At 55.6% G+C, this 14,331-nt stretch carries 15 protein-coding genes; 7 read left to right on the top strand and 8 right to left on the bottom strand.

Annotation, left to right across the window (positions count from 1 at the left end; all coding sequences use genetic code 11):
* The first annotated feature begins 204 nt into the window (after positions 1–204).
* Positions 205–1,041 (top strand): HTH-type transcriptional activator RhaS, encoded by an 837-nt coding sequence (gene rhaS, locus ABLV17_RS19095; protein ID WP_032712967.1) that lies wholly within the window; start codon positions 205–207, stop codon positions 1,039–1,041.
* A 72-nt stretch (positions 1,042–1,113) separates the two neighbouring features.
* The gene (rhaR, locus tag ABLV17_RS19090; RefSeq protein ID WP_047045449.1) at positions 1,114–1,962 is read left to right on the top strand and encodes an HTH-type transcriptional activator RhaR; all 849 of its coding nucleotides are present in this window, start codon (positions 1,114–1,116) and stop codon (positions 1,960–1,962) included.
* 8 nt (positions 1,963–1,970) lie between these two features.
* Here the strand turns inward: rhaR and rhaT are convergent, their stop codons facing one another.
* Positions 1,971–3,005, bottom strand: coding sequence for an L-rhamnose/proton symporter RhaT (rhaT, locus tag ABLV17_RS19085; protein WP_308958187.1), 1,035 nt, complete (start codon positions 3,003–3,005; stop codon positions 1,971–1,973).
* A gap of 290 nt (positions 3,006–3,295) precedes the next feature.
* Here rhaT and sodA point away from each other — a divergent pair, with 290 nt between their 5' ends.
* Both sodA and yiiM read left to right on the top strand, forming a co-directional pair.
* Entirely contained in the window at positions 3,296–3,916 is a 621-nt protein-coding gene (gene sodA / locus ABLV17_RS19080; RefSeq protein ID WP_015368940.1) for a superoxide dismutase [Mn], read from the top strand.
* Between the two features lie 72 nt (positions 3,917–3,988).
* The gene (yiiM, locus tag ABLV17_RS19075) at positions 3,989–4,663 is read left to right on the top strand and encodes a 6-hydroxyaminopurine reductase (RefSeq protein ID WP_113374897.1); all 675 of its coding nucleotides are present in this window, start codon (positions 3,989–3,991) and stop codon (positions 4,661–4,663) included.
* 62 nt (positions 4,664–4,725) lie between these two features.
* On the opposite strand, the gene cpxA is transcribed toward yiiM, so the two are convergent.
* Together cpxA and cpxR are read right to left on the bottom strand one after the other, a co-directional pair.
* Positions 4,726–6,099 (bottom strand): envelope stress sensor histidine kinase CpxA, encoded by a 1,374-nt coding sequence (gene cpxA, locus ABLV17_RS19070; protein ID WP_015368938.1) that lies wholly within the window; start codon positions 6,097–6,099, stop codon positions 4,726–4,728.
* Entirely contained in the window at positions 6,096–6,794 is a 699-nt protein-coding gene (gene cpxR / locus ABLV17_RS19065) for an envelope stress response regulator transcription factor CpxR (RefSeq protein WP_015368937.1), read from the bottom strand. The genes cpxA and cpxR overlap by 4 nt, the downstream gene beginning before the upstream one ends.
* A gap of 149 nt (positions 6,795–6,943) precedes the next feature.
* On the opposite strand from cpxR, the gene cpxP reads away from it, so the two are divergent.
* From cpxP to pfkA, 3 genes are all read left to right on the top strand, one after another.
* Complete coding sequence (cpxP, locus tag ABLV17_RS19060) at positions 6,944–7,447, top strand: cell-envelope stress modulator CpxP (protein ID WP_015368936.1); 504 nt, start codon at positions 6,944–6,946, stop codon at positions 7,445–7,447.
* 158 nt (positions 7,448–7,605) lie between these two features.
* Complete coding sequence (fieF, locus tag ABLV17_RS19055; protein WP_348854545.1) at positions 7,606–8,502, top strand: CDF family cation-efflux transporter FieF; 897 nt, start codon at positions 7,606–7,608, stop codon at positions 8,500–8,502.
* Positions 8,503–8,705: 203 nt separating this feature from the next.
* Positions 8,706–9,668, top strand: coding sequence for a 6-phosphofructokinase (gene pfkA / locus ABLV17_RS19050; protein ID WP_015368934.1), 963 nt, complete (start codon positions 8,706–8,708; stop codon positions 9,666–9,668).
* A 67-nt stretch (positions 9,669–9,735) separates the two neighbouring features.
* Here the strand turns inward: pfkA and rraA are convergent, their stop codons facing one another.
* From rraA to ftsN, 5 genes are all read right to left on the bottom strand, one after another.
* Positions 9,736–10,221: a ribonuclease E activity regulator RraA gene (rraA, locus tag ABLV17_RS19045; RefSeq protein WP_015703948.1), complete on the bottom strand. Its 486-nt coding sequence runs from the start codon at positions 10,219–10,221 to the stop codon at positions 9,736–9,738.
* A 92-nt stretch (positions 10,222–10,313) separates the two neighbouring features.
* Positions 10,314–11,240: a 1,4-dihydroxy-2-naphthoate polyprenyltransferase gene (gene menA, locus ABLV17_RS19040; RefSeq protein ID WP_087858760.1), complete on the bottom strand. Its 927-nt coding sequence runs from the start codon at positions 11,238–11,240 to the stop codon at positions 10,314–10,316.
* A 67-nt stretch (positions 11,241–11,307) separates the two neighbouring features.
* Positions 11,308–12,642 carry an HslU--HslV peptidase ATPase subunit gene (hslU, locus tag ABLV17_RS19035; RefSeq protein ID WP_015368931.1) on the bottom strand — a complete coding sequence of 445 codons (1,335 nt, stop codon included), beginning with the start codon at positions 12,640–12,642 and terminating at the stop codon, positions 11,308–11,310.
* Positions 12,643–12,651: 9 nt separating this feature from the next.
* Entirely contained in the window at positions 12,652–13,182 is a 531-nt protein-coding gene (gene hslV / locus ABLV17_RS19030; RefSeq protein WP_015368930.1) for an ATP-dependent protease subunit HslV, read from the bottom strand.
* A 91-nt stretch (positions 13,183–13,273) separates the two neighbouring features.
* Positions 13,274–14,242, bottom strand: coding sequence for a cell division protein FtsN (gene ftsN / locus ABLV17_RS19025; protein WP_087858738.1), 969 nt, complete (start codon positions 14,240–14,242; stop codon positions 13,274–13,276).
* Positions 14,243–14,331: the final 89 nt, after the last annotated feature.

Below are 14,331 nucleotides of genomic sequence, written 5' to 3'. Positions count from 1 at the left end.
ACCGTGAGAAGCGTCACAGTTTCGTTTTATGGGCGGCGCGAGGCGCGGTGTGATGCTGGCCGCAGTTCCGGATATTTCCGGCTGGTTCTTGAAAAAACGGCAGGTTTTACGCGGTTCGCGGTCAAAAATTGAAGGCCGGATTGCCGGCCCTTAATTACTATTTGCGACGACGGTTGATAATTTTTCTCATTCGTGGAGGCTGCTATGACCGTGTTGCACAGTACGGATTTCTTTAAGGCCGGCGTCTCGGCGGTGGCGATTGAACCGCGCCTTCCTCAAGCGGCCTTTCCAGAACATCACCATGATTTTCATGAGATTGTCATCGTTGAACAGGGTACGGGCATTCACGTTTTCAACGGCCAGCCCTATACCATCAGCGGCGGTTCGGTCTGCTTTATTCGCGATCACGATCGCCATCTTTACGAACACACTAATAACCTGTGTCTGACCAACGTGCTCTACCGCGCGCCGGATGCTTTTCGTTTTCTGACCGGCGTGAACCAGCTGCTGCCGCAGGAGCAGGACGGCAACTATCTGTCACACTGGCGGGTCAACCAGACGGTACTGCAGCAGGTGCGGCAAATCGTCGGTCAGATGGAAAAGGTCGGGCAGGGCGTCGAGCCGCATACCATCGCCAGCCGTGAAATCCTTTTTATGCAGCTACTGGTGCTACTGCACAGCAACAGCCTGGCGGAAGGCGCCGGCAACCACGAGGCGCGGCTGAATCAGCTGATGGCCTGGCTGGAAGACCATTTTGCCGAAGAGATATGCTGGGAGGAGGTGGCGGCGCAGTTTTCGCTCTCTTTACGCACCCTGCATCGTCAGTTAAAGCTGCAAACCGGGCTGACGCCCCAGCGCTATCTCAACCGGGTGCGCCTGATGAAGGCGCGGCACCTGCTACGCCACAGCGATGATAGCGTGACAGAAATCGCTTATCGCTGCGGTTTTGGCGACAGTAATCATTTTTCGACGCTATTTCGCCGTGAATTCGACTGGTCGCCGCGCGATATTCGCCAGGGGCGCGACGCTATTCTTCAGTAACGCGAGAAGAGTCAACGTATTGCCTCACCAAAATGCGAATAATGGTTGGTTTCCGCGTCGGGAGTAAGAGTTGTGGCAGGTCAGCTGGTGCTTCGCAAAGATGAGTTTTTTGCCTCCCCCACGCAGGCGGTGGCGGTGGCTGACCGCTACCCGCAAAACGTCTTCGCCGAGCATACCCATGAATTTTGCGAGCTGGTGCTGGTGTGGCGCGGCAACGGTCTGCATATCCTCAACGATCGCCCGTGGCGGATTACCCGCGGCGATCTCTTTTATATCCGCGCGGAAGATAAACACTCTTATGCGTCGGTCAACGACCTGGTGCTGCAGAATATTATTTATTGTCCGGATCGGCTGCGGCTCAATTTTGACTGGGCGGCGCATATTCCGGGATTATTCGGCACGCCGTGGCAGCCGCACTGGCGGATCGGCAGCAGCGGCATGGCGCAGGTCAGGCAGGTGATTAACCAGCTGGAGCACGAAAGCGCGCGGCAGGATGCGCAGGCGGATAGCATGGCGGAACTGCTGTTTGCCCAACTGGCGCTAACGCTCCAGCGCTATCGCTACGCCACTGATAATCTGGCGGCGACGCAAAGCGAAACTCAGCTCGATAAACTGCTAACTGAGCTGGCCGGAAGTTTGAATCGCCCCTTTAATCTGGAGCATTTTTGTCTGCGTGAAGCCTGCAGCGAACGCGCGTTACGCCAGCAGTTTCGCCAGCAAACGGGGATGACGATAACCCACTATTTGCGCCAGCTGCGGATCTGCCATGCGCAGTATTTGCTGCAGCATACCGAGCGGCTAATTGGTGAGATCGCTATGCAGTGCGGGTTTGAGGACAGTAACTACTTTTCGGTGGTATTTAACCGGGAAACCGGTATGACGCCGGGACAGTGGCGGCAGCGCAGTCGCGCCGCCGCGTGAAGGAGAAATCAGTTAGCCATTCCCAGGCCGACGATATTCGCGGCAATGATGATTACCACACAGCCGAGGCTGAGCACGCTGACCGGGCGGCGTCCGGCGTTGTTCCACTCTTTCAGCACCAGCCCGACCAGCCCGCCGCACAGTACGTAGAAGCTCATATGCAGCATCCAGCTCATGTAGTCATACTGCGCCGGGATACTGGCGTGGCCCCAGGCATAGAAGAAGAACTGCAGATACCACATTAGCCCGCCCAATGCGGAAAGCAGAATGTTGCTGATGATAAGCGATTTTGCCAGTGAGAAGTCGTCTTTTAGCGACAAATCCTTCACTTTAGCGAGGCGAATAAAGCAGAAGCCGAGGTTGACCAGCGCGCCGCCGCCCATGATCACCACGTAGCTTGGCAGCGCGGTATACAGCGGGTCGACGCCCAGCGCCGCGGCGGCTTCATGCATTGGTTTAGCGGCGTTCATCGCAAATGACATGCCGGCGGAGAAAATACCGCACATCACCGCCAGCATCAGCCCTTTTTTCAGGTTGAACTCTTCCGCTTTGATGCCCATTTTGCGCTCTTTAAGCTGGCCGGCGCGGGTGACGATACCCACACCAATCAACGCTACCAGCACGCCGAGTAGGGTCATTTGTCCGCCTTTGGTGTGAATCAACACATCAAAGTGGCCGTTGAGGATCGGCGTCATTAAGGTACCGACGATAAGCGTAATGCCGATAGCGATACCGATACCCATCGACATCCCCAGATAGCGCATGGTCAGGCCATAGTTGATGTTACCGATGCCCCACATCGCGCCGAACAAAAACACCGGCAGCAGCGTGGAGGCGCTAAACGAGCGGTAGTAGGCCCAGAAATCGGGCAGCAGCATGGCGCTTATCGCCCACGGCAGAATCAGCCAGGAGACAATCCCGCCGATCGACCACATGGTTTCCCACGACCAGTGTTTCACCTTCTTGAAAGGGGCATAAAAACAGGCGGCACTGGCGGCGCCGATTAAATGCCAAAAAATTCCCATCGTAATCGCATGATTCATTGCCTTTACCCTCATCTGTGTTGGGTTGGATAGACTCTCTCCGATGCGATGAGTGTAAAAATTGCGCAGTTTTTACGCCTTTGAGCTGTTGCCACCTCAGACGAAACTCTGGCAATCAGGGGCTTAATGGGTTGTTTTGGCTCACAAACCGGCGTGTATCTATTTTGGGTATAACCTTAGTAAAACTACGGCATTGATAATCATTTTCAATATCATTTAATTAACTATAATGAACCGACTGCTTACGCGGCGTTAACACCCTCTGCCGCCCGATAATAATGGAGATGATTATGAGTTATACACTGCCATCCCTGCCGTACGCTTACGATGCTCTGGAACCGCATTTCGACAAGCAGACGATGGAGATCCATCATACTAAGCATCACCAGACCTACGTTAACAACGCTAACGCAGCGCTGGAAAGCCTGCCGGAATTCGCTAACCTGTCCGCGGAAGAGCTGATCACCAAACTGGATCAACTGCCGGCTGACAAAAAAACCGTACTGCGTAACAACGCGGGCGGCCACGCTAACCATAGCCTGTTCTGGAAAGGCCTGAAAACCGGCACTACCCTGCAGGGCGACCTGAAAGCCGCTATCGAGCGTGATTTCGGTTCCGTGGACAACTTCAAAGCTGAATTCGAAAAAGCGGCAGCAACCCGCTTTGGTTCCGGCTGGGCGTGGCTGGTGCTGAAAGGCGACAAACTGGCCGTCGTTTCTACCGCAAACCAGGATTCCCCGCTGATGGGCGAAGCCATTTCCGGCGCTTCCGGCTTCCCGATTATCGGCCTGGATGTGTGGGAACACGCTTACTACCTGAAATTCCAGAACCGCCGTCCGGACTACATCAAAGCCTTCTGGGACGTGGTTAACTGGGACGAAGCAGCAGCGCGTTTTGCCGCCAAAAAATAAGGTTGCATTGTGCTAAGAGAGAAGCGAGTCTGATGACTCGCTTTTTTTATATCCGTAGCAAGGAGAGCAGCAATGCATTACCCGGTGAATGTCTTTGTCGGCAAAATCAGGGACTACGACGGTAGCCGCCCCAGCGCAATTGGCAAAATCCAGGTCGATGGCGAGCTGCAGCTCGGCGATCTCGGGCTGGAAGGGGACGAGCAGGCGGAAAAGAAAATTCACGGCGGGCCGGATCGCGCGCTGTGCCACTATCCCCGCGAGCATTACCTCGACTGGATCCGCGAATTCCCGCAGCAGGCCGATCTGTTCTGCGCCCCCGCATTCGGTGAAAACCTTTCTTCCGAAGGACTAACGGAAAAAAATGTCTATATCGGCGATATCTTTCGTTGGGGCGAGGCGCTGATTCAGGTCACTCAGCCGCGCTCTCCCTGCTTCAAACTGAACTACCATTTCGGCATTAGCGATATGGCGCAACTGATGCAGAACAGCGGCAAGGTTGGCTGGCTCTACCGCATTATTGCCGGCGGCCAGGTCTCCAGCGATGCGCCGCTGGAGCTGGTATCGCGATTAAGCGACGTGAGCGTGCATGAGGCTGGCGCGATTGCCTGGCATATGCCGTTTGACGACGACCAGTATCACCGTCTGCTATCGGCGGCGGGCCTGTCGGTAAGCTGGAGCAGAACCATGCAGAAACGGCGTTTAAGCGGGCAGATCGAGGATAATTCGCGCAGATTATGGGGGAAATAATTCCCCCATATTGAACGTGGCAACCCGTAGCCCGGCTCAGCGTAGCGCAAGCCGGGACAGGCTCAGGTTCGTTTATACAGCGGCAGCCAGATTGTTAATCGCAGGCCACCCAGCGGGCTATCGTCGGCTTTAACCCAGCCGCGATGTTGCTGGATCGCCGTTTCGACAATCGCCAGCCCCAGACCGGTGCCGCCGGACTCGCGATCGCGAGCCTCGTCGGTACGATAGAACGGACGGAAAATCTGTTCGCGATCCTCCGGGCTGACGCCCGGGCCGTCATCATCGACGTTGACCGTAATCCCGTCTTTATCCACCGAGAAGCTGACGGAAATTTTCGTGTGCGAGTAGCGCAGCGCGTTGCGCACGATATTTTCCAGCGCGCTTTCCAGCGCATTGGGGTTACCGTACAGCGGCCAGGGGCCCGGCGGATACTCAACGGTAAATGATTTCCCCATCTGTTCGGCTTCAAATGCCGCGTTGTCCAGCACTTCGCCCCACAGCTGATTCGCTTTCACCGTCTCGCTGACCAGCGCGTTTTTCGCCTGATTACGCGACATCACCAGCAGGTCGTTGATCATGCTGTCCAGCCGATGCGCTTCGGTTTCGATACGCTCCAGCTCTTTGCTTTCACCGCTGCGGCGGCGCAGCAACGCGGTGCCTAGCTGCAGGCGGGTTAACGGCGTGCGTAGCTCGTGCGAGATATCCGACAGCAGCCGCTGCTGGCTGGTCATCATTCGCTCAAGCGCGGTCACCATCTGGTTGAAGCTGGCCCCGGCGGCCAGAAACTCCTGCGGACCGGCTTCCAGCTCCGGATGCTGCCGCAGGTTACCCTGGGCAACTTCGTCGGCGGCGTTTTTCAACTTGCGCGCCGGCTTCGCCAGGCTCCACGCCAGCCAGAGCAGCAGCGGGGCGCTGACCAGCATCGTCACGATAAGCAGTAATAGCGGACGGTCAAACAGCAGGTTGATGAAGTCGGATTGTGAAGTGCTGGCAGGGCGGATGAGATAAAGTTGATAATTATCTTCACCATCCCTGACGGAAAACGGGCCGACCATCTCCAGGCGTCCGTAACGCTTCTTCTGCGGATGATCGGCATTATCGGCCTGGCCGATAAAGTTACGAATGATCTGCATTTCGTTGCGTTCTGCGCCGATCACGCGGCCTTCGCTGGTGACCAGCAGCAGTCGCTGCCCCGGCGGCGCCCACTTATCGATGGCGCGAAACAGACGTCGCCACCACATCAAGTCGTTCGGCGGATCGTTCGCCAGTTCGGCCTCGACGTGTTGCTCAATCATGATGCCCTGACGTTGCTCGCTTTCCAGCAGCTCGGTCATCTGGCGCGAGTCCAGCTTGGGCAACATCAGTACCAGCATCAACACCAGCGCCAGCGTGAGCCAGAAGATAGCGAAGATGCGTGCGGTTAAACTTCCAATCATGAAGCAGAAACCATCAGATAGCCGCGTCCGCGCAATGTTTTAAACCACGGATGGCCGTCTTTGCGCTCCGGCAGCTTACGCCGCAGGTTGGAAATATGCATATCGATAGCGCGGTCGAACGGCGTCAGCCGCTTGCCCAACACTTCCTGGCTTAAGTGTTCACGTGACACCACCTGACCAAGATGCTGCGCCAGCAGATACAGCAGGGTGAACTCGGTGCCGGTCAGCTCCAGCGTTTGCCCATCAAAATTGGCTTCCTGACGGCCCGGATTGAGGCTTAACGCATCCACTTCCAGGGTCGGAGAACCGGATTCGGTAGTCTGCTGCTGCTCGCTCCAGTGGGAGCGACGCAGAATCGCGCGTATACGCGCCACCAGCTCGCGATCGTTAAACGGCTTAGGCAAATAGTCATCCGCCCCGAGTTCGAGGCCGAGAACGCGATCCAGCTCGCTTCCGCGCGCCGTTAGCATGATAACCGGGGTCTGGTGTGTCTGACGTAATTCTTTAAGCGTGTCGATACCGTTTTTCTTCGGCATCATCACATCAAGCAAAAGGAGATCAATGCTGTCGTCAAGAAGCGCCAGCGCCTGTTCACCGTCATGGGCAACGAGCACATTAAAACCTTCCATATCGAGCAGCTCTTTTAACAGGGAGGTGAGCTCCCGGTCATCATCAACTAACAGGATTTTATTCATTGTTTAAATACCTCCGAGGCAGAAATTACGTCATCAAGGCTCGCTAATCCATGACTTTACGTTGTTTTACACCCCCTGACGCATGTTTGCAGCCTGAATCGTAAACTGTCTCTCGTTGAATCGCGACACAAACGTTTTGGGAGTATGTGATGCGCAATGTTATCGCTGCCGTCATGGCCTCAACGCTGGCGCTAAGTGCTACTAGCCAAGCCGCTGAAGTCGTTACCGGCGTTAACTGGCTCCACGGTGAAGAGGGAGCCCAGCGCAGCGGCCAGAGCCATATGTTTGACGGCATAAGTCTAACCGAACAGCAACGACAGCAGTTACGGGATCTTATGCAACGGGCGCGCCATGACCGGCTCCCTGTTAATGTTAGCGAACTGGAGACAATGCATAGCCTTGTCACCGCAGATAAATTTGATGAAAGCGCTGTGCGCGCTCAGGCAGAAAAGATGGCGCAGGAACAGGTTGCCCGCCAGGTAGAAATGGCGAAAGTCCGCAACCAGATGTATCACCTGCTAACCCCTGAGCAGCAAGCGGTTTTAAATGCTAAGCACCAGCAGCGTATGGATCAGTTGCGTGAGGTTGCAAGGATGCAGAAAGGCTCAGCCATGATGCTTTCCAGTAGTAGCAGTACCGTGCAACCCAAGTAACAAACCCTGTTTTCCTTGCCATAGACACCATCCCTGTCTTCCCCCACATGATGTGGGGGTTTTTTTTGTCTTTTTTTCGCCTCAGCCGCCGCATGCCCGTTCATCTTCCGGGTAAAAGTTCAGGTTATACTAAGCGCATCGCCGGAAAAGGAGCGTTTATGAATCAATCTTATGGGCGGCTGGTGAGTCGCGCGGCTATTACCGCGACGGCGATGGCCTCCGTGTTACTTTTGATCAAAATTTTTGCGTGGTGGTATACCGGTTCGGTGAGTATTCTGGCGGCGCTGGTGGATTCGCTGGTGGATATTGCCGCCTCGCTGACCAACCTGCTGGTGGTGCGTTACTCGCTACAACCCGCTGATGAAGAACATACTTTTGGCCATGGGAAAGCGGAATCGCTGGCGGCGCTGGCGCAGAGCATGTTTATTTCCGGTTCGGCGTTGTTTCTGTTCCTGACCGGGATCCAGCATCTGATTCGCCCTGAACCGATGCAGGCGGCAGGCGTCGGGATGGTGGTAACGCTGATTGCCTTGATAAGCACCCTGATGCTGGTGACCTTTCAGCGCTGGGTGGTCAGAAAAACCCAGAGCCAGGCCGTGCGTGCGGATATGCTTCATTATCAGTCTGATGTTATGATGAACGGCGCTATTCTTATCGCCCTCGGCCTCTCCTGGTACGGCTGGCACCGCGCCGATGCGCTGTTTGCATTAGGGATTGGCATCTATATTTTATATAGCGCGCTGCGTATGGGTTACGACGCGGTGCAATCGTTATTAGACCGCGCGCTTCCGGATGAGGAACGTCAGGAAATCATCAGTATCGTGAATAGCTGGCCCGGCGTCAGCGGCGCGCACGATCTACGAACGCGGCAGTCAGGGCCGACTCGCTTTATTCAAATACATTTGGAAATGGAAGATAACCTCCCTCTGGTACAGGCGCACGTGATTGCCGACCAGGTGGAGCAGGCTATTTTGCGCCGTTTCCCGGGATCGGATGTCATCATCCATCAGGATCCCTGTTCTGTGGTGCCGCCGGCGCGGCAGGGCGTTTTTTGAGCTTTCGGTTATAGTCTGTAAACTCGATGTAAAAATGTGGGGCGGGTAGGCATTTTTTGTATAAATTACCGCCATTTGGTCTGACCTGAATCAATTCAGCCAGAAGCGTTTGATATACTATTGCAATTATCGTCGTGCACTCCTGGTATGGGAGCGCTTCAGGCAACAGGATTATTTTTTGCTTCCTAAGTTCAGAGGTAGTCATGATTAAGAAAATCGGTGTGTTGACAAGTGGCGGTGATGCGCCGGGCATGAACGCAGCAATTCGCGGCGTTGTGCGCGCGGCATTAACGGAAGGTCTGGAAGTTTTTGGAATCTATGACGGTTACCTCGGCCTGTATGAAGATCGTATGGTTCAGCTTGACCGTTACAGCGTGTCCGACATGATCAACCGTGGCGGTACCTTCCTCGGCTCCGCTCGCTTCCCGGAATTCCGTGAAGAGCATATTCGCGCTGTCGCCATTGAAAATATGAAAAAGCGCGGCCTGGACGCGCTGGTTGTTATCGGCGGCGACGGTTCCTATATGGGTGCGATGCGTCTGACCGAGATGGGTTTCCCTTGCATCGGCCTGCCGGGCACCATCGACAACGACATCAAAGGTACTGACTACACCATCGGTTTCTTTACCGCGCTGAGCACCGTTGTTGAAGCGATTGACCGCCTGCGTGACACCTCCTCTTCGCACCAGCGTATCTCTGTGGTGGAAGTGATGGGCCGCTACTGTGGCGATCTGACTCTGGCGGCGGCGATTGCCGGCGGCTGTGAGTTCATCATGGTGCCGGAAGTAGAATATACCCGCGACGATCTGGTGGCCGAAATCAAAGCTGGCATCGCGAAAGGTAAGAAACACGCGATCGTGGCCATCACCGAGCACATGTGCGACGTTGACGAACTGGCGAGCTTCATTGAGAAAGAAACGGGCCGTGAAACTCGTGCGACCGTGCTGGGTCACATTCAGCGCGGCGGCTCTCCGGTTCCTTACGACCGTATTCTGGCTTCCCGTATGGGCGCATATGCCATTGAACTGCTGCTGCAGGGCTTTGGCGGCCGCTGTGTTGGTATCCAGAATGAGAAGCTGGTTCACCACGACATCATCGATGCTATCGAAAATATGAAGCGTCCGTTCAAGTCTGACTGGATGGATTGCGCGAAGAAACTGTACTAAGTTTCTCGGCATAACAAAAAGGCCTTCTCACTGAGAAGGCCTTTTTTATTACGGCGTAGCCGGAGCGTTATTCGATATCCAGCGCATCCTCGGAAAGGATGATACCGGTATTGTCAGCATACAGATGATCGCCGGAGAAGAAGGTAACGCCGCCGAAGTTGACGCGCACGTCGCTTTCGCCGATACCTTCCCCAGCAGCGGCCACAGGAATGGCGGCTAACGCCTGGATACCGATATCTAAATCTTCCAGGTCGTCAACCTGGCGCACCGCGCCATAGACCACCAGCCCTTCCCATTCGTTCTGTACTGCCAGACGCGCCAGGTCTGCGTCAATTAACGCGCGTCGTACGGAACCACCGCCGTCGATAAGGAGAATATGACCACGGCCATTCTGCTCGAGCAGATCGTAGAGCAACCCGTTATCCTCGAAACATTTTACCGTAATGATCTGTCCACCAAACGACGACCGCCCTCCAAAGTTGGAAAACAGCGGTTCCACGACATTGACATCTTCCTGGTAGATGTCGCAAAGCTCGGAAGTATCGTATTTCATAGGCTTAACGTTCAGTTGCTGCGAGAATTTTTAGTATATCCCGTGAACTGCATTGTTTGCAAAATCATCAATTGTTAATTGATATTTGTCAGTTATGCCGCCAGCTTACTGCCGATAATCCCGATGACAAACAGCAGGTTGGTTAATAATGCCGCTTTGACCGTGCGTTCGAGCATCGGACGCATCGCCACCGGTTCGCGCTCACGCATGACGAAACGCGCCTGTTTCACCAGTAGCGGAATGGCGAGAATAAACAGCCAGCCCCACAGGCTGCGCAGCGCCAGCAGGTTAAATAGCGCCAGGCACAGCGGAGCGCCGAGCAGCAGGACGCTGTGATAACGGCGGGCGTTCACCGGCCCCAGACGGACCGCCAGCGTATTTTTACCGTTCTGACGGTCGCTATCGATATCGCGCAGGTTATTGATATTCAGCACCGCGGCGGCCAGCAGACCACAGGCGGTAGCGGGCAGGAAAATAACCGCGTCGATGCTGTGCGCCTGTAGATACCAACTGCCGACAACGCTCAGCCAGCCGAAGAAAACCAGCACCGAGATATCGCCAAGGCCAATATAGCCGTAAGGACGCGTGCCGACGGTATAAGTGATAGCCGCGATAATCGACAACCCGCCGAGCACCATAAAGCCGATGAAGTCCGCCATTGTCTGCCAGGCGGAGAACAGCAACGCCAGGCCGGAAAGGCAAATCAGCGCTACCGTTACGATCAGCGCGCGTTTCATCTGCGATTGGGTGATGGCGCCTTTTTGCATTCCGCGCAGCGGCCCGATACGGTCAGGTTTATCGCTGCCTTTAACGGCGTCGCCATAATCATTGGCGAGATTAGATAAAATTTGCAGCAAACCAGCGGTAATAAGCGCCAGCAGCGCGACCAGCGGATCGAAGTGGCCTTGCTGCCACGCCAACGCGGTGCCGACGACGATAGCGGCGAACGCCAGAGGTAATGTTTTGGGACGCAGGCTTTCAAGCCAGGCCCTGGTGCGTGTTATCGGTTGTTCAGTCATTTCTTTCAGCCAAAAAAATGGGGCTATCATAGCCCCATCGTGTGTGATGAAAATGCATTGAACCGGATTATAGGATAAAACGGCTCAGATCTTCATCTGCCACCAGAACATCCAGGTGTTTACCGACATAATCACCGTCGATGGTCACCGTCTGGCCGTTCATTTCGCTGGCATCATAAGAGATGTCTTCGATCAGACGTTCCAGCACCGTGTGCAGGCGACGCGCGCCGATATTTTCGGTGGTTTCGTTAACCTGCCATGCCGCCTGAGCGATACGCTTGATACCATCTTCAGTGAATTCGATATTCACGCCTTCGGTGGCCATCAGCGCTTTGTACTGCACGGTGATGGAAGCATTCGGCTCGGTCAGAATACGTTCGAAATCATGGGTGGTCAGCGCTTTCAGCTCAACGCGGATCGGCAGACGGCCCTGCAGTTCCGGGATCAAATCTGATGGGCTGGCGACCTGGAATGCGCCGGAGGCGATAAACAGAATGTGATCGGTTTTCACCATCCCGTGTTTAGTGGAGACGGTGCAGCCTTCCACCAGTGGCAGCAGGTCGCGCTGAACGCCTTCACGAGACACATCCGGGCCGGAGGCGTTGCCGCCGCGCTTACAGATTTTGTCGATTTCGTCGATAAACACGATCCCGTGCTGTTCAACGGCGTCGATAGCTTCTTGCTTCAGCTCTTCCGGGTTAACCAGCTTCGCCGCTTCTTCTTCGATAAGCAGCTTCATCGCGTCTTTGATTTTCAGCTTACGCGGTTTTTGTTTCTGGCCGCCCAGGTTCTGGAACATAGACTGCAGCTGGCTGGTCATCTCTTCCATGCCCGGAGGGGACATGATTTCAACGCCCATCGGCGCCGCGGCGAGGTCGATTTCGATCTCTTTGTCGTCAAGCTGGCCTTCGCGCAATTTCTTGCGGAATGCCTGACGCGCAGCGGAAGGTTCCTGCGGCTGTTCAGCCTGGCCCCAGTTATTTTTCGCCGGCGGGATCAGTACGTCGAGGATACGCTCTTCGGCCATTTCTTCGGCGCGATAGCGGTTTTTATCGATGGACTGCATGCGGACCATTTTGATTGCGGCGTCGGTCAGATCGCGGATGATAGAGTCCACTTCTTTACCAACATAGCCCACTTCGGTGAACTTGGTCGCTTCAACTTTGATGAACGGCGCGTTGGCCAGTTTCGCCAGGCGACGGGCGATTTCGGTTTTACCGACGCCGGTCGGGCCAATCATCAGAATGTTTTTCGGTGTGACTTCATGACGCAGCTCTTCATTAAGCTGCATACGGCGCCAGCGGTTACGCAGGGCGATAGCAACAGAACGCTTGGCTGCGTCCTGGCCGATAATATGTTTGTCCAGTTCGCTGACAATTTCGCGTGGGGTCATTTCAGACATGGGAGATCCTTACGCTTTAGAAGGTAATTCTTCGATGGTGTGGAAGTGGTTGGTATAGATGCAGATATCCCCTGCAATATCCAACGCTTTCTCGGCGATGTCGCGAGCGCCCATTTCGGTGTTTTCCAGCAGCGCGCGAGCGGCGGCCTGGGCATATGGCCCGCCGGAGCCAATCGCAATCAAATCGTTTTCTGGCTGAACCACGTCGCCGTTACCGGTGATGATAAGCGACGCGTTTTCGTCAGCGACGGCGAGCAACGCTTCCAGTTTGCGCAGCATGCGGTCGGTACGCCAGTCTTTCGCCAGCTCAACGGCGGCTTTCACCAGATGGCCCTGATGCATCTCGAGCTTACGTTCGAAAAGTTCGAACAGGGTGAAGGCGTCAGCGGTGCCGCCAGCGAAACCAGCGATCACTTTGTCGTTGTACAGACGACGCACTTTCTTCACGTTGCCTTTCATCACGGTGTTGCCCAGCGTGGCCTGGCCATCACCGGCGATAACGACATGGCCGTTACGGCGAACACTAACTATTGTTGTCACGAGCAGACCCCTTGGTTGCAAAAGCGGAATAGGGGCCCCGCGCGTTACGCGGGGCAGAATGCAATTATAGATGGGGGGGATTTTTGGGGTTTCAACCCCTGGCGGCGAGACGAATGCAGTTTGCGTGCCCGGCCATCTTGAGACGGTTGATCATATCGTTGGCGTTCTCTTTGCCTTTCAGCGGCCCAATCACCACCCGGTTCCAGCCGTTGTTGGTGGTGATATGCGAAGCAAAGCCCTCAAAGGCCAACTGAGCGCGTACGGTTTCGGCCTGCTCAGCGCCTTTAAAGGAACCACACTGAACCATCCAACTGCGATCGTCTTTCTTTTCGGCGGCTGCGGCTTTCGGCGCTTCCTCCACGCGGGCGACCGGCGCGGCGGCCTGGCTTTTCGGTTGCGCGGTGGTGTTATGCGCCGGCGTCTGCAGCAGATCCTGGTACGGCTGCTGGTTGGACGCGGTTTGCTTCGGCTGCTGTTGCTGCACCGGCTTCGGCTGCTGGACGCGCGGCTGTTGCTGCGCGGTCTGCTGCTGAGTCTGCGCCCACTGTTGCTGCTGCGCCTGCTGCTGTTGTTGTGCCAGACGTTGACGCTGCAGCGTCTGCTGACGCTGCGCCGGCGTTTGTTCGTTCCACGGCACTTCGGTCAGCTGCGTGGGCTGCTGACGCATATCCGCCTGCATTTGCGCCAGCAACTGGCGCTGCTCGTCGGTAAGCTGCTCGGGTTTCATCACTTCGCCGCCGGCGGTTGGCTCAGTCGGCGCGCGAACGCCCGGCTGGCGGCTTTCCAGCTCTTTAATATAGCGCCAACGCTCTTCCGGCTTCGGCGGGAGACCATTGCCTGCCGCCTGACGGTTCTGCAGCGCTTCCGCTTCTTCTTTCTTGTGATGGGTAATGAAATACAGACCACCGATAAAGGCCACCAGCACGGCCGCTGCGATCGCAACCATAGTCGGTGAAATCGCCGGAAGGCTGCTTTGCTTGTTCCTTGAGCTTCGGGAGCTGCTCTTTTTGCGCCGCGAAGGAGCCGGTTGGCTGCGGCGTACATAATCTCGTTGTGCCACTATCGTTTCGCTGTCTTATATTCGTTCGTCAGCCCGCCATGTTACTTAAGCGGCGGGCCTTTGACCAGAAGAGCAGGCCCGAAAGCCTG

Origin of the sequence: Klebsiella sp. CN_Kp091 (assembly GCF_040065095.1) — a bacterium.
Classification (GTDB): Bacteria; Pseudomonadota; Gammaproteobacteria; order Enterobacterales; family Enterobacteriaceae; genus Klebsiella; species Klebsiella aerogenes.
Note: the sequence above shows the minus strand (reverse complement) of the source record. Positions and strands in the feature narration are given on the sequence as shown.